We start from the raw sequence: 18,462 nt of genomic DNA, 5'->3' as shown, positions 1-18,462 counted from the left end.
GGTTCATTGAACAATATTATAGCTCAATGAATAGATAGAAATAAAAAGTTAAAAGGGTATTAAGCAACTATCTTAGGTGGTTGCCAAATAGGATACTCCATTCTAATCACAGCATCTTTGTGATATGAAGGGATTTTGTGATTGTGTTTTACAGAAGAAAGGTCTATTACATTAATAACTTCTGCCACAGTTAAAGAAACTGCACAACAAGAACAGCTACACAATGGAGAACACACATCTAAGTGGTCTATATCAGAGTCAGCCTGTTGTAAAGAAGTTAAGTGTATAGATTCTGTACTTTGAGTAATATTCAAATCAACATAACTATCCGCACAAGGATAGAAACTTATCGCTAGAAAAACTAACGAAAGAAATAAGTTTAATATGTTGTTGAATTGTTTCATAAGGCAAATATAGTAGAAAGAGATGAGATGATAAAACATAGACTATGTCTTTGCAACAGTGTTGCATAGCTAAATATGGAATACAATAGACTCATACTACTGTTTATTATAGTACAACAGTTCTTGTTCTTATGAGATCCTTGTGTTATTCAGACTCACATTTGTTATATTTTCTTCGCTTATAGGGATTTAACATAAGTTTTTAAGTGTTTCATTTTCAATTAAGTAAATTAGTGGGAACTTAAAAAAATATAATTATGAGTACACAGATAAAATCAAGTATTAAAACAATTAACCCAACTACGGGAAAAGAAGAAAAAGTGTATCCAGTGATGTCACCTGAAGAAATAGATAAGATCTTAGCTAAAGCAGATAAGACCTTTCTGACATGGGGAAAGACAACGATAAAAGAAAGAGCAGCTATTATTCATAAAGTAGCAGAAGCTTTCAGAGCACGTAAGGAAGAGCTAGGAGCCTTAATCACTCGTGAGATGGGTAAACTACACAGTGAAGGGATAGGAGAAGTGCTATTATGTGCGGATATCTTTGACTTCTATGCTACTAATGCAGAAACCTTATTAGCAGATGAAAAGATAAAAACACCTCACGGAGAAGCATTTATTAGTAAAGAACCCATAGGTACTATCCTTAGTGTACAGCCGTGGAACTTCCCATTCTATCAGATTACACGTTCTGCTGCTCCTAATCTTATGGCAGGGAATACAATGGTGTTAAAACACGCTTCTAATATTCCTCAATGTGCAGAGATTATGGAGATAATCTTTAAAGAATGTGGTCTACCTGATGGGGTATACACTAACTTATTTGTGCCAGGAGCATCTATAGAAGCGATTATCGGTGATCCTAGAGTGAAAGCTGTAGCATTCACAGGAAGTGAGCCAGCAGGATCGAGTGTAGCTGCTGCTGCAGGTAAGCACATTAAGAAAACGACATTAGAGTTAGGAGGTAGTGATGCTTTCGTGGTACTAGATGATGCAGATCTTAATAAAGCTATCAAAGGAGCCGTGGAAGGTCGACTATGGAATGCTGGTCAAGTATGTGTATCGCCTAAACGTCTTATAATAGATAAGAAATTAGCTAAGGCGTTTATTGAAGGAGTGACTGAACAAGTAAAGCAAACAAAAGTAGGAGATCCTATGTCAGCCGATACTCAGTTAGCACCTCTAAGTAGTGAGAAAGCTAGAGAAGATGTATTAAAACAAGTGAAGAAAGCTGTAGAACAAGGCGCTAAGTTAGTCTATGGTGGAAATAAATTAGATAGAGAGGGATGGTTTATGGAACCAACTATTCTAACTGGTATCAAGAAAGGGATGGATGCCTATAGTGAAGAGATCTTCGGGCCTGTATTTATGATTTATGAAGTAGAGAACGAGGCAGAGGCTATCGCATTAGCTAATGATACAGATTATGGATTAGGTGGTAGTGTATTCACAGAGAATAAAGAAAGAGGAGTGAAGGTCGCTCGTCAGATCGCTACCGGAATGGTGTATATCAACCATGTGACAGGTATCTCACCAGAATTACCTTTTGGTGGTACGAAGAAGTCAGGGTATGGTAGAGAACAAGCGAAATACGGTATCCATGAATTCGTCAATGAAAAACTGATCAGAGTAACTGATATAGATAAAGCTTATTAGTAGTAATAAGTACTTTTAATTGTTTAAGTGGAGGGTGTTCTTTATAGAACATCCTCTTTTTTTTATATTCATTGGTTAATGAATTTTATATGACAAAGAATGTTCTGTAGAGGCACAATACATTGTATCTAACGTGTAGTGTGTCTACCAGTAATGTTCTGTAGAGACGCAATACATTGCGTCTACCGTATAGTATGTCCATCAATATGATTTATAGGTTATTATAGAATTTGTCTTGTTTCCATGTAATAGGATTCATTATAATATAATTAGCAATCTTAATATAAGATTCTGCAGTTCGTATGATATGATCATGATATCTTGGTTGCCAGAAAAAAGGAATATTTAGTGTGTAAGCATCTTTCTTTACTCCTACTTTAAATCCTCTTATTATAGAGCCTAAACTACCAGAAGTAACTTTGCATTCCTTTTTTAATGTGCTGTTGTCATTAAATGTGTTACTGTTGTTAATATGTAAAATACCATGTATATGATTAGGCATTATGATAAAAGCATCAAAGATGACATAAGGATGATATGAAGGAATATTATTCCAACATTTTAATACGCTATGTCCTAATGGGCTCAAGATTATTTCTTCTTGTTGAATTGTACCAAAGTAATTGATTCTATCTTTTGTACATATTGTAATAAAGTAAGTACCATTATTACTATAATCCCACCATTGAGCCCTGTTAGTAGGACTTCTATATATTTTATTGTTTTGATTCATTGTTTTTGGTTTAAGTAATATCTACAAAAAGTATTCCTGTTTTTTTTAATGCATTTAAATACTGGGTGTTAGACGCAAAGTGTTGCGTCTCTACATGACCTTGATTGTGTGTATTATTCTGTTAGGCGCAAAGTATTGCGTCTCTCCTTATATCATTCGTGTAATTATCCCTCATTTCCTTTGCTATTTAAATAATGTATCGTAATATTGCGATGTATTAAATGAAGAGATTATGGGAATTACAAAAGCAGAATTGTTTAGCGAGAAAAAGAATCGGTTAGCGAGTATGTTTAAAGTACTAGCGCATCCTGCTAGATTAGCTATTCTTCAATACATCATTAATCAGAAAGCCTGTATCTGTAATGACTTAGTAGAAGAATTAGGTCTTGCACAAGCAACTATATCTCAACATCTGAAAGAGTTAAAAAAAAGTGGTCTTATTAAGGGAAGTATAGAAGGGAAGTCTGTCTGTTATTGTATAGATGATACTGTATGGAATGAATTTGCTCAAGAATTTGGGTTATTCTTTGCACAATCTATTCAAAACAACGAATGCTGCTAAAGCATTTTTTTAAACCAACGTATCGTAATATTACGATGTATTAATGAGCATTAAAATTTAGAAATATGAAATTATCAGAAGTAAAACAAGTGTTAGCAACCATGCAAGACGTGGTATTTAAATTAGAAGACGGTAATAGTGTACCCTCGCATTTTCATATTACAGAAGTAGGTCAGATTGATAAAAACTTTATTGACTGTGGAGGTACTGTACGAAAAGAGCAGAAAGTGAGTTTCCAGTTGTGGTTAGCAGATGATTACGATCATCAACTGAAAGCTGAGAAGCTATTGCACATTATTAATTTGTCTGAGCGTTTATTACAGATCCAAGATGCTGAAGTAGAGGTAGAGTATCAACAGGCTACTATAGGTAAGTATAATCTTGGTTTTGATACAACTAATAAGCACTTTGTATTACAAAATACCTTGACAGCGTGTTTAGCAGAAGATGCATGTGGTATACCTGTATCTAAACCTAAAGTAGCTCTGTCTTCTTTAAAAGCAGAATCTTGTTGTTCACCTAGTAGCGAGTGTTGTTCGGATGAGAAATAAAAGGATGAAATTTTTAGATCGCTACCTTACCCTTTGGATATTTTTGGCCATGATATTAGGTGTTGGCGTCGGTTATTTCTTTCCCCGCATTCAAGATCTTATGGCATCGGTGTCTATTGGGAGTACGAATATCCCTCTAGCGATAGGGTTGATTGTGATGATGTATCCTCCATTAGCTAAGGTGGATTATAACTTATTACCAAAAGTGTTTGAAGATAAAAAGGCATTGACTTCATCCTTACTACTGAATTGGGTGATTGGTCCTGTTCTTATGTTTGTGTTGGCTATTATTTTTTTGAGGGATCAGCCTGACTATATGATAGGAGTGATTCTAATCGGATTGGCTAGGTGTATAGCGATGGTGCTAGTATGGAATGATTTGGCAAAAGGAAATAAAGAATATGCTGCTATGTTAGTAGCTCTGAATAGTGTGTTTCAAGTACTTTTTTACAGTGTATATGTATGGCTTTTTATCAATGTACTACCTGCCAAATTAGGTTTGGCTACTTATGATGTACATATAGAGATAAGTGATGTGATACAAAGTGTCTTGATCTACTTAGGAATTCCCTTTTTAGCAGGCTTCTTAAGCCGAAAATACTTGGTGAAATACAAAGGAGAGCAGTGGTATAATCACAGGTTTATTCCACGCATATCACCTTTTACCTTGTATGCTTTATTGTTTACGATACTGTTGATGTTCTCTTTTAAAGGACAGCAAGTAGTAGAATTACCGATGGAAGTGATACAAGTAGGTATTCCTTTAGTCATTTATTTTGTATTGATGTTTGCCATCAGTTTTTGGCTGAATTATCGTATGAAATTACCTTATGATCACAATGCTGCTATCGCTTTCACTGCTTCAGGAAACAACTTTGAATTAGCTATTGCCATTGCTATTGCAGTCTTTGGAATACATTCTCCCCAAGCTTTTGTTGGAGTAATCGGGCCTTTGGTAGAAGTACCTGTTTTAATTGCTCTTGTGAGATTAAGCTTGTATTGGCAAAAGAAATATTATCAAAAATAAATATAGATAGAGACGTAGTTCACCACAGAACTGCGTCTTTTTGTTACTGTATCTATTCGAGAAAACTACCTGTACTTTTTTTGTTTTCTCTCTTCTTTTTACTGTTTTTTAATGGTAAATAGCTTTTTTTACTCTTATTTTTTTAGTTAAAGCAGTTGTTTTGACCTTTATACAACCAATATATTAAAAAAAGCTATCATTTTTTTGAAGGATATTTTATCTTAAGTTGTTGATTGTTAGTGTTTTGTTTGTTTTTGACTGTTTTTTATACTTTACTCATACCTGCTTTAACCCTAGTAAATACGAGGCATACAGCAAAATCCTTGGACAATTCATGGACAATACCTAGAGAATGGTGGAGGAAAGCGATGGTTTGTCGAAGGATGCTCCTTTTATTATCCAGCTATTGTTCTAGGATTAGCTCTTGTGATTCTATTGAGGTGGAAGAGAATTGTATAGAGAAAAAGTTATTAAGATGTGTCAGGGTATTTTTAGGAGAATAGAATAATACTAGAACTATTGAATGTGTGCTTATAATGAACTATAGGTTTAATTATGTTATTCAGATTTTATAATTCTTTAGAATAAGCTATTTGTTTGATTAATAGTATAACTTTTTGATTATTAAGGGGTTGTTTTTTATTATCTTGTAACTTATTAAACATACCTATACTATATTATGAAAAAAGCATATTTGCTAGTACTGATCTTCCTTACATCAATGTATTTGTTTGCTCAAGAAAATGCACCTTTAATCACGGGAAAAGTTAATATTTCTATTAAAGAGGGAACCTTTGAATGTGACTTGACTTTATCAGATATTCCGCAGTTAAAGAACTATTATATTCGTTTAAACTCAGGCATGAACCCTTTACACTTTAGAAGTAAGGAACCAAATGACTTTTTAATCTATGCAGATAAATCAGTTACAGATTCAACTTCAACAGGAGAAACATTAGCTTACTATTTTGCAGATAATACTAAGAGTGGCAAGTTTCTACCTAAATCTTTGCAGATAAGATATGTAGGTAAATTTCCTGTAGCTACTGATACTATTGAGAATTATAGTAGAGAGGATTGGAAAGGGAATATAGCTTTTAATAATTATTCTGTTAGAGCAGATGGGAATCAATCAGGTTGGTATCCTGTTTTATACGATATAGATAAGGATAAGGCTTATGATAGGGTAAAATATGATATTGAATTAACATGTAAGGACTGTACTACGCTTTATATCAATGGGAATATACCAGTGAAGAGCCAAACTCATCGATTTAACAGTGATGTACCTCAAGAACTAGCTATTTTTAGTGGAGATTACAAATATTCAAAAGTTGATAATACCTATTTATTAAATCCAGATATTGAAGAAAGTCAAATAAAAGAATTCGGCCATTTGATAGAATCATTTAAAAAATATTATACTACTAATATCGGTATTCCATTTGAACAAGAAACAGTATTTATAAATACTACACCTACTTCTAAGAATAATTCTTGGATGTTTGTATCTTATCCTAGTATATATACTATTGGTTGGGGAAATAATGGATTGAAAAGTATTTTTAAGCCTAAGACACAGAATTGGTTTAGACCTTTTATAGCACATGAATTAGGACATTATTACTTTGGGACTTATAAGGTGTTTAATTCAGAGTTAGGAGATATGATGAGTGAAGGATTTGCAGAATATCTATCTTGGCAATTAACTAAGGATGTCTTAGGTAAGGATATTTATAAAGGGATAGTATCTAGAAAGATAGAGGCATTAGATAAGTTTAAAGAAGCTGTTATTCGTATCCACCCGAGCAAGTACATCTTGTAGTGTATGAAAATTATCCTATAAGGTCTTTGTAATTATGAGGATATAGGTCTGTAATGTTCTTGTGGTTGATGGATTGAATATTTTCAAGAACATATTTTAACCATTGGTATGGATTAACGTCGTGCTTTTTACAGTTAGCAAAAAACGTATAGGCCATAGCAGCTCTTTGTGCAGCATCATGAGAACCAGCAAAGAGATAGTTTTTACGCCCAAGTGCTACAGGTCTGATTGCGTTTTCTACAAGGTTGTTATCTATCTGTAAGTTCCCATTGTATAAATATGCACTTAGGTTATCCCATCTAGTTTGTGAGTAAGCAAAAGCTTTACCTATTTGACTTTTAGGTAAAGTTAATTTCATCTGAGTAAACATATATTTACCAAGTTCATTGATGATTGGTAAACTCTCTTTCAGACGAAGCTCTTTGATTTGATCAGGAGTTAAGTTTTGTTCTTTAACCTGTCGTTCCACAGCATATAGCTTCTGTATTTCTACAAGTACATGTTGAGCTCTTGTTTTATCATTGTCTAAAGCTCTTTCAAATTCACGACGAGCGTGTGCCCAACAGCCAAGATGTGTGACACCTGACTTATTCCCATAGGCTTTATATCCCGCGTAACCATCGGTTTGCAGATATCCTTTGAAGTTTTCTAATATAGGTAATGCAGCACTACTGGCACGAGTAGGACTGTAATTAAACATCACGAGTTTGGATATAGGTGCGTGATATACCCAGTAATAGCCTAAATGAGATTTGTCTTTCTTTTTCTCATCTAAGACTTTGATGGTGGTTTCATCAACTTGAAGATAACCTTCATTTTTGATGTCCATCACAAGCTTTTCATATAGTGGTTTTAAAGCATCCATACATTGAGCTGCCCAGCCATCTATAGTAGAAGAAGCTATATCGATATTTTCTCTTGAAAAGCGTTGCTTCTGACGGTGTAGTGGAAGATGATCTACATACTTGTCAACAAGTATTGTAGATAATAATCCTTCAGAAGGTATTCCTTTATCTATAATTCGCTCTGGAAGCAGTGCAATACTGATTTGCGTATTGTCTTTGTCTTTCGTGGCGTATTTATATCGGATGTAACGTTTTATTTTAAAGTAACCTGGAACATAATCTAAGACATCTGTAGTTTCTTTGCCAATACAAATCTTATCAGAAAAATCTCCCTCTGGGTAGATTTCTATTTCTTCTACAGGTAAATGATCGGGTAGTTTAGCTCTTCCTGGATGTTTTTTCTTCTGGCGAGAATAAGTGATCTCTTGTTTGATTACCTCTTCTTGTTCTTGCATAACTTCTGGCTCAACATCTAAAGGTAATTGAGTCTGATTAGGATCTTCAAAGCGCTCTCTGCTTTGACCAAACTTCATGCGTTGAAGTTGTTTGAACAAATATTCATACTTAGTAGCTTTTTCCTCTAACTTAATGTTCTCTTGTTCTTGTTTAGAAATAGTTTTTGACTGCTGTTTTATAAGCGTCAAAAGTTCTTGTTTTGATAAGTTTTCAAGGTCTATTTCCATGAAGTAAATATACGACAAAAGCCACATTTACACAAGGATTCAAGAGTATTTACTTCATAGAAAACCGTCTTTTTTGACTACTTTTTATTACTTGGATTCCTTCAATCATAAGCACCAAATCACTCCAACTTATTTGTGACTTGTTATGAGAAGGAAAGGCAAAAGTTCCTTGTTCTAATCGCTTGTGATATAACACAAATCTGCCTGTTTCCCAATGCAAAAGCTTCATTTGGTTACAGCGACGATTGATAAAGACATAGACACTTCCATTGTGAGCTACTTGATTCAATTCGTTTTGAACAAGACCACAAAGACTATCGAAACTCTTGCGCATATCGCATGCTGATTTATATAAATAGAATTGGTGGCTACTACTCAGACTAAACATTACACAAGGTTTACTAATGAATAAAGATCACTTAAGTCTTTCGTTTTTACACGAAGCTTCACTCCATTAGGATACACGATTTCGTATTCTGTACCTTCTGTTTTCGATGTTTTACCTATTGCTATAAAGTTACTTGCTCCATCTTCAACTGTCTTATTCTTATATTTTACTACCCAATAGCTAAATGTCGCCAGGTTAATTCCTGCACTTTCACAATACTTTGATTGTGTTAATCCACTTGCTTTCCAATCCTCTACATGAGAGTACATAATTTCTTGTTTGCTCATCTCTTTATTATTTCAAGCAAACTTACTATCTTACATCATGTTATGAAACATGTAGTTGCTCGGGCGGATACGTTATTCCGTTTGGTAAAATAAAGTCTCAAGAAGAGTATTTGGATAGAGAGTTATATGTGTATTACTATGCACCTTTGTTATTCGAGGCGATACGAAAAGAAATCGGAGATAAACAGATGTGGAGTTGGTTAAGAAATATTCTTATGACAAAAACTGATTTTACAAACTATGATTTTCTATGTTCTACGTTAAAGGAGACAATTAAGGATGATAAGAAGTTTGAAGAAATAAAAACAAAGTATTTTGAAGGAAAAAACTCTATAAATGATGCTGTTGAATTAGTAAAAAAAGAGTTCTAATTTTAAAATTATACTAATGGTCTCTGTATCTCCTTAAAATACACCATCTCTGTAGATGATTTATAAATGGGAATTATTATTTTTAGCTTTCTTAAAATAGAAAGAGTAAACTAATCATGGACACAAATAATAACTATATAGAGATCAATAAAAAAACTTGGAATGAGAAGGTGGCTTTGCATGTAGATTCTGAGTTCTATAATATGAAAGATTTTTTGGCAGGGGAGACTTCTCTAAATGAGATAGAGTTAAACTTGTTAGGAGATGTTAGAGGGAAAAAGGTTCTTCATTTACAATGTCACTTTGGACAAGATACGCTTTCGTTAGCTAGAATGGGGGCAGATGTAACAGGTGTAGATCTGTCTGATAAAGCTGTAGAAAAAGGGAGTGAACTAGCTCAGCAGTTAGGACTAGATGTTCGTTTTATTTGCAGTGATGTGTATCAACTGCCAGAGGTGTTAGAAGAGCAGTTTGATATCGTATATACCAGTTATGGAGTGATAGGTTGGTTACCTGATATGAATAAATGGGCTGAAGTAGTATCTAAGTTTGTCAAACCAGGAGGTAAATTTGTATTCGTAGAGTTTCATCCTTTCATTTGGATGTATGACTACGATTTTACTAAGATTGAGTACTCTTATTTTAATATAGAGCCTATTGTAGAGACAGAGACAGGTACCTACGCAGATAAGACTGCTGATGCCGAGTTTGGTAGTGTAAGTTGGAATCACAGTATTGCTGATGTTGTGCAGGGATTGGTTAATAATCAATTGCAAATAAAGGCCTTCGAAGAACATAATTATTCTCCTTATCCTTGTTTTAATCAGGTGGTAGAGATAGCACCTAAGAAGTATCAGATTAAACCTTTTGGAGATAAAGCTCCTTTAGTATATGCTATCGTAGCAGGAAAGTAAGCATGACGCGGCTTATATATATGAGATAACAGAGTATAATCCGTGCCTATAGTTGAGTCTATATATAGCGTATATTATAGTATAGAGTGAATAGAATATGAGGTGTATATCTATATCCATAGTGAGGCGGTAATGCGTTTGTTTTTTGGGATTAGGATATTTTGAGTAAATTTGCCTTACTACATTAAGTTTATCTTCTATCTTAATGACTTCATTTTTAGAAAAGTGTGTAGGTACTACTACAGTGATTGCTTTTCGTTTTTCCTAAGAATACAAGTATCAGTAACAACAGTTTTGCTCTTGTTGAGATTATCAATAAGAGTGAGTAATACCATATTTTATACATGAACATACCACCATTCTATATATTTACAGGAGGCCCAGGTAGCGGAAAAACGACGTTACTTCATGCCTTAGAAGCTCAAGGATATACCGTAATGCCTGAAGTGGGGAGGGCTATTATCCAGCGCGAACAAGCATTGGGTAGCGATGTACTGCCTTGGGAGAATAAACAATTATTTTATGAAGCGATGCTATCTCAGTCTGTTTATGATTACGAACATTGTATAACGGATGAGGTTATATTATGGGACAGAGGGATACTCGATAGCATAGGCTATGCCGTATTAGAAGGATTAGATATAAGTGAGGCACAGCATAGTATCGCCTCCAGTCTTCCCTATATGCCAACTGTCTTTATCTTACCTCCGTGGGGAGAAATCTATACGCAAGACAAAGAACGCAAACAGGATATGGAGGTAGCTAGGGCAACTTATGAGACAATGAAAACAACGTATCAACGATATGGTTATACTCTAATAGAGGTGCCTAAAGGGACAGTAGATGAACGCGTAACCTTCGTAATGAATCAATTAAAGAAAGAAGAAAATGAAAGAAATAATAGAGACTGATAGAGTAATAATTCGCCCTTTAGAAGAAGGAGATGTAGAGGGGATATTGGCTTTAGACGGAGATATCCGAGTGTTAGAGTTCTTAGGTAAGAAACCGATAGGGAGTAAAGAAGAGGCGCTCGGCGTAATCAGATTTATTCGTCAGCAATACGAAGACTTCGGTATCGGAAGATGGGCTGTGATAGAGAAAGAAACGAATACTTTTATCGGGTGGACAGGCTTTAAGTATTTAAAAGACGGTCCTAGTGGAGTCGCAGAATACTTAGATTTAGGATACCGCTTTATCTACGAGGCATGGGGTAAGGGATATGCTACTGAGACTGCGAAAGCATGCTTAGTATATGCAGACAAACATTTGACAACGTTACCGATACATGCTAGTTCTGAAGTAGGTAATGATGGCTCTAGACATGTGTTAGAAAAAGTAGGTTTTAAAGTAGTCGATACATTTTTAGATGAAGGTGTGCCAAATTTTTGGTATATTAGACTTAAGAAATAAAAAGGCTATAACGAAGGAACGCTATGAATATGTTAATTAGATTATTCGAGCAATACGGGTATTTATCACCAATGTGTAAAGAGGCTTTGGAGAAAAATACTCAGATATTTTATAAGAGAAAAGGGGAGTACCTACTAAAAAAAGGACAACTATCAGGTAGTCTTTATGTTTTAGAAGAAGGCTTTGTGCGTGGATTCTATATGCATAATGATCAAGAGATAGATGTATGGTTTGCTTTTGAACAAACCATCATGGGGTCTACTTATCAGATGTATAAGAGCAAAGCTTCTCTTGAGTTTATACAATGTATGGAAGACTGTGTGGTACATGCGATTCCAAACCAAGTTATATTTCGTTTTTTTAAAGAGTATCCTGAGTTAAACTTGATTTTAAGACGCTCTACAGAAGACTATTGTTTACAGTTAGAAGATAGAGCTTTTCAACTTCAGACCATGTCTGCTACAGAGCGATACCACAGATTATTAAAAGATCTAGGGAGTGATGTGAATAGAATCCCTTTAGGAAATATCGCATCTTATCTAGGGATCTCCCAAGAAACACTTAGTAGAATCAGAAGAATTTGACATATATCAAAAAAGTAGCCCTCTGTTGAGGGCTATTTTTGTGGCGTAAATAAATGATATATGAAGAATTTTATCTTTTTAGCAGTAGCTATTGTGTGTGAAGTAATAGGTACAAGTGCTTTAAAAGCATCAGAACAATTTTCTAAATTAGGAGCTAGTGTATTGACTGTATTGATGTATGCGGCTGCATTTTATTGTTTAAGTCAGACTCTTCGCACTATTCCCGTAGGGATAGCGTATGCGATATGGTCAGGAGTAGGTATCGTTTTAGTAACTTTGATAGCGATAGTACTGTATAACCAAAAACCAGATGTTCCTGCTGTATTAGGGCTGGGATTGATTATAGCGGGGGTAGTTGTAATCAATGTGTTCTCTAAGATGAGTGCGCATTAAATAACAGATAGAAGAATGAGTGATATTAATTTTAAAGAGCTGAGTTATCTAAGAGAAGGAAATAAGGTACAACAGCGAATAGCTGAGGTACTAGAACAAGGATTAGTAATGGATAAGTTACGTAAGTTTGATCCAGTATTAATCGGTACTTTTCCGATAGATATTGCCGTTGAAGGGAGTGATTTAGATATTGCTTGTTGTTATCAGAATAAAGAGGAGTTTATACAAACAGTACAACTTTCGTTTTCGTTTATAGAAGATTATACTTTGACAGAAGTAGAGATAGGAGGTATACCTACTGTAGTAGTCAACTTTACGTTAGAAGAATTTTCTGTAGAGTTATTTGCTCAACCTAGACCTGTAGAAGAACAAAATGGTTATCGACATATGCTCATCGAATATGCTATCTTAAACGAGAAAGGTGATAGCTTCAAGCAAGAAGTAATAAAGCTGAAAAAAGCAGGGGTAAAAACAGAGCCTGCTTTTGCACAGTTATTAGGATTAATTGGCAATCCTTATGATAGTTTATTAGCTTATGGCAATAAGGAGTAAGATAGGGTTAAATAGAGGAATTGTGGGGTTGATGTATTAGTGTATAGTACCTTTTTAAACATAAAATTACCCACTATAGGTACTAACACTTATAGTGGGTAATCGTTAACAAACATCTCATGTAAACATCTTAGACAACTAATAATAAAGATGTTCTAGTAACTAAACAATACTTGAGAAAGTAATAAGAATGTGTTAGAAAGCGTATTGTTTAGAGAAGTCTTTACCATCTCCTGATAAAGTTAGTTCTTCATTAACCAATACTTTTCCTTCTTTTTCTATTTTATAGTTGATTGGCAAACTCTCTCCATAGTTAATAATCTGTACACTATTAGCAAAAGCGTTGATTGGCTCAGTAGTTTCGATTACATACGTTTTAGTACCAGCACCGAAGTCGTTCTTCGCTAGACTAATAGCAGACTCACCTGTTCTAACTTTACCATTTACTTTCCATACATCTGTCTTTCCGCTAAGTGTTCCTCCTGCATAAGTTAGAGAAACAAAATCATTCTCACCTACATTAGTTAAGGATACTGTGACTTTGTAAGTATTCTTTTCTAAAGCTGGACTGTCAGTGCTATTATCATCACTACTACAAGCTGTAGTAGTTAAGCCTAATGTTAAAACGGCTAATACACTTAAAAAAGCAGTTCTTAATTTTGAGTTTTTCATGTTTTTTGTTTTGTTTTATATGTGAGTTACAAATATCAGTAGATTGGCTTTTTATGACAATCACAGAATACCATGAATCTGTTTCTAATGGTTTACCATTAATTTTTGATTAGTAAATGATGAATGTGTTTTTATTGTGATATTTGTACTTTAATACATGATTCTATGTTGAAAAATCTTTATCTACTTATTTCTTTTACTTTATTCATTTCTTTTAGTTATGGTCAGCAGCTATTACCTTTAGATGAAGAAGGTTACTTCAGAGAAATAAATGAACAAATCAAGACTAGTAAGAGTGAAAAGATTCGTTTAGAACACTATTTACTTTTAGCAGAGTTTTATGCTCCTACAGATAGTGTGAAAAGTAAGGAAGCGCTGACTAAGGTATTGTCTTCGCCTCATAAGCATTTGTTATCTAAAGGCGTGATAGCGTATTATCAAGGGATTTATGAGACTAATCAAGGGAGTAAAAGCAAAGCGAAACAATATTATGAAGAGGCGATTAAAGAGCTGAAGAAGGATAAGGAAAATGTAGATGTTTTAATTCGAAGTTGGTATAACTACGCATATGTGCAAGTAGAGGATAAAGGGTATGAAGTCTTACTAAAAATGCTGACAGAGAAGTGTATTCCATTAAGTGAAAAGGCAGGAAATAAGTTATATCTAGCTTATGCTAATACGCAAGTAGGGTTGACCTTTATGTCAGTGGGACAATTTGATAAAGCAGAAGAGTACCACTTTAAAGCTTTAGAGGTATTAAAGGACTTGCCAGAAGAGGGAACTATTCACTTGATTACTTATTTTAATTTAGTGAGTAATTATTGTTATCAAGCTAATAGCACTGTAGCTAAGGTCTATTTAGATAAAGCGACTCAACTGTTAGAACACTACCCTAATTCAAGACAGTATCCCAATTATTATTATCAATTAGCAATGTATCACACCACTAGACAGGAGTATAAACCTGCTCTAGTGAGTTTAAATAAAGGAATAGAACTCTCTAAGCAAATGAAGCAACCTAAGCTTACTCAAATGCTTTATTTCCGCGTTTATAATGTGTATTTGATGCAAAGTGATTACGAGGGAGCTAAACTTATCTTAGAGCAGATCTTAAAGGATAATATCTTGAGTAAAGAAGCTGTTAATCGCAAAATAACTTTTACACAGTTAGCAGCCGTTAATGAGGTGTTAGGCGATTATAAAGAAGCTTATCAATGGATGAAAAAATCAAGTGTATTAGGCGATAGCCTCCAACAACAAAAGCTGTTGGAAAAGATGAACGAATTAGAGATTATACACGATACTCATGATAAGGAGCAGACAATTAATCAATTAATACAAGAGAAAAAGGAAGATGCTTTGATGGCTAAAAATAGAAATATGCGTATGCTGTTTTTAGCAATAGGCCTAGTACTAAGTGTAATCATAGCCATATTAGCTTTTAGAAATTATAAAAATCAACAAAAGCTAAATCAACAGATTAACATAAGCCATCAACAAGAATTGATAAACTTAGAGAATAAGCGAAAATATGAAGCTTCTCAGGCTGTATTAAAAGGGGAGGAACAAGAAAGACAACGCATTGCTCAAGATCTGCACGACAGCATGGGAGGAATGTTAGCGAATATAAGGATGTCTATTTCTTCTACAGAGACGAGTGAGTCTAGTGGGCTATTAGCTAAAATAGATAAGTCTATCATAGAAATGAGGAGGATATCTAGAAACCTAATGCCTGAGACACTAAAGAATTTAGGATTAGAAATTGCTCTAAAAGAATTGTGTGAATCTATGACGTATGAAAAAATGAGTATTCAGTTCGAAGCATTTACTATAAGTACGACTATTCCTTTTCAGACTCAATTAGCTTTGTATCGCATAGCACAGGAAGGATTGAGTAATATAATTAAATATGCTCAAGCAGATAATGTGATTGTACAGATTAGTCAAAATGAAGACTTATTGACTCTGACAATAGAGGATGATGGAGTAGGATTTGACACTACTAAGGTAGTATATGGGTTAGGGATTAAAAATATGGAAAGCAGAGTACAGTTAATTAATGGAACATTAAGTATAGACTCTCAAAAAGGGCAAGGAACAACGATAAATGTAGAATGTAATGTGTAATAAGGATATAATCACGTTAGCGATAGTAGATGATCATCCAATGATATTAGAAGGCTTAAAATCATTGTTCCAAGTAGATGAGAAATATCAATTATTCTTTTTCAGTAGTGGAGAAGCAATAGTAGATTTTGTACAGAAGAATAAAGTAGATGTGGTATTACTAGATATAGTACTCAATGATGGCAGTGGATTAGATTTCTGTAAGATGATTAAACAGAAATCCCCTAATATTGTTGTGATAGGAATAAGCAATCAGGAAGAGAGAAGTATTATCTTTCGATTTTTAGAGAATGGAGGTAATGGATATATTCTGAAGAATGCTGACGCTAAAGAAATAGTCGAATGTGTAGAAAGAGCTATTAATGGAGAGTTAGCATTGAGTAAGAAAGTACAAGAGATTATGTTGACTCAATTATCTAATCCTGTAGAGTTGCCACGACTGACTAAAAGAGAGCAGCAGGTACTACAAGCTATATCTAATGGATTGACTTCTGCAGAAATAGCAGATAAACTGTTCATATCAGTAATTACAGTGGAGACTCATAGGCGAAATCTGTTACAGAAATTTAAAGCAAAGAATATGTTTGAACTTGTAAAAATAGCTACGGAGAATAAGTTAATCTGATTTATTCTCCGTAGCAGTTGTTTATTGAGTTAGTTAGATTTGTCATTTTATAAGCCTATTTTTCCTTCTACCCAAAAAGGCTGCGTAATGATATTGTTAGAAGAGACTCCTTTTGCTCGTAGTGCCTTTCTAAACTTCTGAATACTCTTTCCATTACCCATTAAATAGAACTGCCCATGAACTAGTTTATTCCAACGGTAAGTATCTATAGATTCTAAATAATCTACTGCAGGGTACACTTCCTTATCATCTGATTTCTCAATATATTCCATATGGGGAAGATGGTCATTGGCATAAGGGATAGAATGATCACTTAACTCAAGTAGACCTTCAAGTTTGTGGTTATTCTTTTTCATTTCTTCTTGTAATGCCTGACAGAAGCCAATACAGGTATCGTCTCCATAGAAGAAGTGATAATAGGTGTTCTCATCATAGATATTTAGACCTCTAGGTAAACTAGAAGTGAGTTCAGTACCTACTGTGATATTCTTGAAAAAAGTAGTGCCAGGACCTTTCGCTTTTTGATGAAATATTACATCAAAGTACCCTTCTTCTTTATTAAAAATGCTAGGAGTGTAATTGCGATATTCTGTATCTGATATTTGCATTAATATGGCTTGTCCTATTTCGTATTTAGCATTAGAAAGGTCAGCTTCAAAGCGTATTCTCAATAAGCCATTAGCTAGCTGTTCTTTTTGTGTAACTACTACAGTAACAAACATCTTACTCCATGCAGTCTTTACTATTGTACCTATTAGTTTTGGAATCTTTGGCATTTTCTTCTTTTTTAGTTTTAAGCAAAATTCATTAAAAAGAAGGAATGCGATGTAAAACTAAAATAGGAGATGATTGGATAAAAAAGGGGGAAGTGTAGAATAAGGAATTAGCAATGGGGAATTAGGAGTTATGTACATCCCTAAATTTAGTTGACTGCTCCCTGTTTTCTGTTCTCTTTTTTCTTATAAAAAAAGAGCTTAATTCACAGTATAGAATTAAGCTCTTACAGTATCTCTAAATTGTAGAGGAGTCTGATAGGTTAGTTTTTTAAACATACGAGAAAAATACGTATGGTCTTCAAAGCCCAGGTTAAAGGCAATTTCTTTAACAGGTTTGTTTGTATAATACAGTAAGCGTTTCGCTTCATCTAGTATTGATTTCTTTAACCAATAACTAACTGTTTGTCCTGTGGTTTTCTTTACACAGTCATTCAGATGCGCTGTTGTAATGCTTAATTCATTTGCAAAATAAGAAGGTAGGTTTAGATGTGTCTGGTGTGTGATTAGGCGTTTAAAGTTGCTTGTAATCACTGTTGGTTGTGACTGAGTCCCTAACTCTTTGTTTTGTAAATTATGTGTTGTTTGAGAACAAATGCTATATAGTGCAGTTGAGAATAGCCCATTAATGATCTGCATCTTATGTTGGCTATTGGTAGCAGTGTGCTTCTTCATTAACTCAAAAGTAGTAGCGAGCATTTGCATCTCTTCTTCTTTTATGTTTAGAAGTTGTTGGCTCTCTGGTAGAGTGTATAACAAGTCATTGATGTCATTAGGTATCCTATACTCTTGTATGCCTAAAAGATAACCCGTGAAGTCATCACTAATGTGTCTAACGTTGTGTATTTGGTAAGGTTTGACAATAAGTATGTTATTGCGTAAGGCAGTGAATGTTTCCATTTCACAGTCCATTCTCATCTCTCCATTAGTTACAATAGAAATTACATAGTAATCATCTCTATGTGTGTGGTTAATGATAGACTTTTTTTGTTCTATATGTGTATGATCCTTTATATAAATACCTCCTAATGCTTTAGGAGACTGGCTATAAGTGATAATATCATTAGTATGAGTCATT

At 34.2% G+C, this 18,462-nt stretch carries 22 protein-coding genes; 14 read left to right on the top strand and 8 right to left on the bottom strand.

Features of this window, described 5'->3' with window-relative positions:
• Positions 1 to 59 precede the first annotated feature (59 nt).
• Positions 60 to 404 (bottom strand): DUF6660 family protein, encoded by a 345-nt coding sequence (locus MYRA21_RS18575; protein ID WP_006258575.1) that lies wholly within the window; start codon positions 402 to 404, stop codon positions 60 to 62.
• Positions 405 to 661: 257 nt separating this feature from the next.
• On the opposite strand from MYRA21_RS18575, the gene MYRA21_RS18570 reads away from it, so the two are divergent.
• Positions 662 to 2,062: an NAD-dependent succinate-semialdehyde dehydrogenase gene (locus MYRA21_RS18570; RefSeq protein WP_039330316.1), complete on the top strand. Its 1,401-nt coding sequence runs from the start codon at positions 662 to 664 to the stop codon at positions 2,060 to 2,062.
• A 211-nt stretch (positions 2,063 to 2,273) separates the two neighbouring features.
• On the opposite strand, the gene MYRA21_RS18565 is transcribed toward MYRA21_RS18570, so the two are convergent.
• Positions 2,274 to 2,795 (bottom strand): transposase, encoded by a 522-nt coding sequence (locus MYRA21_RS18565; RefSeq protein WP_039330314.1) that lies wholly within the window; start codon positions 2,793 to 2,795, stop codon positions 2,274 to 2,276.
• Between the two features lie 232 nt (positions 2,796 to 3,027).
• Between MYRA21_RS18565 and MYRA21_RS18560 the strand changes: the two genes are divergently transcribed.
• From MYRA21_RS18560 to MYRA21_RS18545, 4 genes are all read left to right on the top strand, one after another.
• Positions 3,028 to 3,357, top strand: a complete 330-nt coding sequence (locus MYRA21_RS18560; protein WP_039330312.1) for a helix-turn-helix transcriptional regulator — start codon at positions 3,028 to 3,030, stop codon at positions 3,355 to 3,357.
• Positions 3,358 to 3,422: 65 nt separating this feature from the next.
• Complete coding sequence (locus tag MYRA21_RS18555; RefSeq protein WP_039330310.1) at positions 3,423 to 3,908, top strand: DUF6428 family protein; 486 nt, start codon at positions 3,423 to 3,425, stop codon at positions 3,906 to 3,908.
• Between the two features lie 4 nt (positions 3,909 to 3,912).
• Positions 3,913 to 4,935 (top strand): ACR3 family arsenite efflux transporter, encoded by a 1,023-nt coding sequence (gene arsB, locus MYRA21_RS18550; protein ID WP_006258570.1) that lies wholly within the window; start codon positions 3,913 to 3,915, stop codon positions 4,933 to 4,935.
• Positions 4,936 to 5,614: 679 nt separating this feature from the next.
• Entirely contained in the window at positions 5,615 to 6,760 is a 1,146-nt protein-coding gene (locus MYRA21_RS18545; protein WP_235280012.1) for a hypothetical protein, read from the top strand.
• 10 nt (positions 6,761 to 6,770) lie between these two features.
• Here MYRA21_RS18545 and MYRA21_RS18540 read toward each other — a convergent pair whose 3' ends face one another.
• From MYRA21_RS18540 to MYRA21_RS18530, 3 genes are read right to left on the bottom strand one after another with little or no spacing between them, the layout of a single operon-like run.
• Positions 6,771 to 8,288, bottom strand: coding sequence for an IS66 family transposase (locus MYRA21_RS18540; protein ID WP_039328444.1), 1,518 nt, complete (start codon positions 8,286 to 8,288; stop codon positions 6,771 to 6,773).
• Positions 8,289 to 8,337: 49 nt separating this feature from the next.
• Positions 8,338 to 8,676 carry an IS66 family insertion sequence element accessory protein TnpB gene (gene tnpB, locus MYRA21_RS18535; RefSeq protein ID WP_082013829.1) on the bottom strand — a complete coding sequence of 113 codons (339 nt, stop codon included), beginning with the start codon at positions 8,674 to 8,676 and terminating at the stop codon, positions 8,338 to 8,340.
• Positions 8,676 to 8,963 carry a hypothetical protein gene (locus MYRA21_RS18530; protein ID WP_039328445.1) on the bottom strand — a complete coding sequence of 96 codons (288 nt, stop codon included), beginning with the start codon at positions 8,961 to 8,963 and terminating at the stop codon, positions 8,676 to 8,678. The genes tnpB and MYRA21_RS18530 overlap by 1 nt, the downstream gene beginning before the upstream one ends.
• Positions 8,964 to 9,073: 110 nt before the next feature.
• Here MYRA21_RS18530 and MYRA21_RS18525 point away from each other — a divergent pair, with 110 nt between their 5' ends.
• From MYRA21_RS18525 to MYRA21_RS18495, 7 genes are all read left to right on the top strand, one after another.
• The gene (locus MYRA21_RS18525) at positions 9,074 to 9,334 is read left to right on the top strand and encodes a hypothetical protein (RefSeq protein WP_039330308.1); all 261 of its coding nucleotides are present in this window, start codon (positions 9,074 to 9,076) and stop codon (positions 9,332 to 9,334) included.
• Between the two features lie 116 nt (positions 9,335 to 9,450).
• Positions 9,451 to 10,248 carry a bifunctional 2-polyprenyl-6-hydroxyphenol methylase/3-demethylubiquinol 3-O-methyltransferase UbiG gene (locus tag MYRA21_RS18520; RefSeq protein WP_039330306.1) on the top strand — a complete coding sequence of 266 codons (798 nt, stop codon included), beginning with the start codon at positions 9,451 to 9,453 and terminating at the stop codon, positions 10,246 to 10,248.
• Between the two features lie 344 nt (positions 10,249 to 10,592).
• On the top strand, positions 10,593 to 11,159 hold the full coding sequence (locus MYRA21_RS18515) for an AAA family ATPase (RefSeq protein ID WP_039330304.1): 567 nt from the start codon (positions 10,593 to 10,595) through the stop codon (positions 11,157 to 11,159).
• Complete coding sequence (locus tag MYRA21_RS18510; protein WP_006258566.1) at positions 11,137 to 11,658, top strand: GNAT family N-acetyltransferase; 522 nt, start codon at positions 11,137 to 11,139, stop codon at positions 11,656 to 11,658. The genes MYRA21_RS18515 and MYRA21_RS18510 overlap by 23 nt, the downstream gene beginning before the upstream one ends.
• Positions 11,659 to 11,681: 23 nt before the next feature.
• Positions 11,682 to 12,242: a Crp/Fnr family transcriptional regulator gene (locus tag MYRA21_RS18505; RefSeq protein WP_006258565.1), complete on the top strand. Its 561-nt coding sequence runs from the start codon at positions 11,682 to 11,684 to the stop codon at positions 12,240 to 12,242.
• Between the two features lie 60 nt (positions 12,243 to 12,302).
• The gene (locus MYRA21_RS18500; RefSeq protein WP_006258563.1) at positions 12,303 to 12,635 is read left to right on the top strand and encodes a multidrug efflux SMR transporter; all 333 of its coding nucleotides are present in this window, start codon (positions 12,303 to 12,305) and stop codon (positions 12,633 to 12,635) included.
• Between the two features lie 15 nt (positions 12,636 to 12,650).
• Positions 12,651 to 13,187, top strand: coding sequence for a DUF4269 domain-containing protein (locus tag MYRA21_RS18495; protein WP_039330301.1), 537 nt, complete (start codon positions 12,651 to 12,653; stop codon positions 13,185 to 13,187).
• A 195-nt stretch (positions 13,188 to 13,382) separates the two neighbouring features.
• Here the strand turns inward: MYRA21_RS18495 and MYRA21_RS18490 are convergent, their stop codons facing one another.
• On the bottom strand, positions 13,383 to 13,859 hold the full coding sequence (locus MYRA21_RS18490) for a hypothetical protein (protein WP_006264240.1): 477 nt from the start codon (positions 13,857 to 13,859) through the stop codon (positions 13,383 to 13,385).
• Positions 13,860 to 14,024: 165 nt separating this feature from the next.
• Here MYRA21_RS18490 and MYRA21_RS18485 point away from each other — a divergent pair, with 165 nt between their 5' ends.
• The gene (locus MYRA21_RS18485; protein WP_039330299.1) at positions 14,025 to 15,986 is read left to right on the top strand and encodes an ATP-binding protein; all 1,962 of its coding nucleotides are present in this window, start codon (positions 14,025 to 14,027) and stop codon (positions 15,984 to 15,986) included.
• Positions 15,979 to 16,611: a response regulator transcription factor gene (locus MYRA21_RS18480; RefSeq protein WP_039330297.1), complete on the top strand. Its 633-nt coding sequence runs from the start codon at positions 15,979 to 15,981 to the stop codon at positions 16,609 to 16,611. The genes MYRA21_RS18485 and MYRA21_RS18480 overlap by 8 nt, the downstream gene beginning before the upstream one ends.
• Before the next feature lie 47 nt (positions 16,612 to 16,658).
• On the opposite strand, the gene MYRA21_RS18475 is transcribed toward MYRA21_RS18480, so the two are convergent.
• The gene (locus MYRA21_RS18475) at positions 16,659 to 17,387 is read right to left on the bottom strand and encodes an FAD-binding oxidoreductase (protein ID WP_025126152.1); all 729 of its coding nucleotides are present in this window, start codon (positions 17,385 to 17,387) and stop codon (positions 16,659 to 16,661) included.
• Positions 17,388 to 17,603: 216 nt separating this feature from the next.
• Positions 17,604 to 18,461, bottom strand: coding sequence for an AraC family transcriptional regulator (locus MYRA21_RS18470; RefSeq protein ID WP_016648944.1), 858 nt, complete (start codon positions 18,459 to 18,461; stop codon positions 17,604 to 17,606).
• Between the last annotated feature and the right edge of the window lies 1 nt (position 18,462).

This window comes from Myroides sp. A21, from assembly GCF_000807225.1.
In the GTDB taxonomy this organism is placed as follows: Bacteria; Bacteroidota; Bacteroidia; order Flavobacteriales; family Flavobacteriaceae; genus Flavobacterium; species Flavobacterium odoratimimum.
This window is presented reverse-complemented; position numbering and strand designations above follow the sequence as displayed.

Coding starts and splice junctions, on each gene's coding strand:
- MYRA21_RS18470 (WP_016648944.1), bottom strand. CDS start 18,461: ATGACTCATACTAATGATATTATCACTTATAGCCAGTCTCCTAAAGCA.
- MYRA21_RS18490 (WP_006264240.1), bottom strand. CDS start 13,859: ATGAAAAACTCAAAATTAAGAACTGCTTTTTTAAGTGTATTAGCCGTT.
- MYRA21_RS18475 (WP_025126152.1), bottom strand. CDS start 17,387: ATGCCAAAGATTCCAAAACTAATAGGTACAATAGTAAAGACTGCATGG.
- MYRA21_RS18560 (WP_039330312.1), top strand. CDS start 3,028: ATGGGAATTACAAAAGCAGAATTGTTTAGCGAGAAAAAGAATCGGTTA.
- MYRA21_RS18555 (WP_039330310.1), top strand. CDS start 3,423: ATGAAATTATCAGAAGTAAAACAAGTGTTAGCAACCATGCAAGACGTG.
- MYRA21_RS18480 (WP_039330297.1), top strand. CDS start 15,979: ATGTGTAATAAGGATATAATCACGTTAGCGATAGTAGATGATCATCCA.
- MYRA21_RS18545 (WP_235280012.1), top strand. CDS start 5,615: ATGAAAAAAGCATATTTGCTAGTACTGATCTTCCTTACATCAATGTAT.
- MYRA21_RS18500 (WP_006258563.1), top strand. CDS start 12,303: ATGAAGAATTTTATCTTTTTAGCAGTAGCTATTGTGTGTGAAGTAATA.
- MYRA21_RS18505 (WP_006258565.1), top strand. CDS start 11,682: ATGAATATGTTAATTAGATTATTCGAGCAATACGGGTATTTATCACCA.
- arsB (WP_006258570.1), top strand. CDS start 3,913: ATGAAATTTTTAGATCGCTACCTTACCCTTTGGATATTTTTGGCCATG.
- MYRA21_RS18565 (WP_039330314.1), bottom strand. CDS start 2,795: ATGAATCAAAACAATAAAATATATAGAAGTCCTACTAACAGGGCTCAA.
- MYRA21_RS18530 (WP_039328445.1), bottom strand. CDS start 8,963: ATGAGCAAACAAGAAATTATGTACTCTCATGTAGAGGATTGGAAAGCA.
- MYRA21_RS18495 (WP_039330301.1), top strand. CDS start 12,651: ATGAGTGATATTAATTTTAAAGAGCTGAGTTATCTAAGAGAAGGAAAT.
- MYRA21_RS18520 (WP_039330306.1), top strand. CDS start 9,451: ATGGACACAAATAATAACTATATAGAGATCAATAAAAAAACTTGGAAT.
- MYRA21_RS18510 (WP_006258566.1), top strand. CDS start 11,137: ATGAAAGAAATAATAGAGACTGATAGAGTAATAATTCGCCCTTTAGAA.
- MYRA21_RS18575 (WP_006258575.1), bottom strand. CDS start 404: ATGAAACAATTCAACAACATATTAAACTTATTTCTTTCGTTAGTTTTT.
- MYRA21_RS18515 (WP_039330304.1), top strand. CDS start 10,593: ATGAACATACCACCATTCTATATATTTACAGGAGGCCCAGGTAGCGGA.
- MYRA21_RS18570 (WP_039330316.1), top strand. CDS start 662: ATGAGTACACAGATAAAATCAAGTATTAAAACAATTAACCCAACTACG.
- MYRA21_RS18485 (WP_039330299.1), top strand. CDS start 14,025: ATGTTGAAAAATCTTTATCTACTTATTTCTTTTACTTTATTCATTTCT.
- MYRA21_RS18540 (WP_039328444.1), bottom strand. CDS start 8,288: ATGGAAATAGACCTTGAAAACTTATCAAAACAAGAACTTTTGACGCTT.
- tnpB (WP_082013829.1), bottom strand. CDS start 8,676: ATGTTTAGTCTGAGTAGTAGCCACCAATTCTATTTATATAAATCAGCA.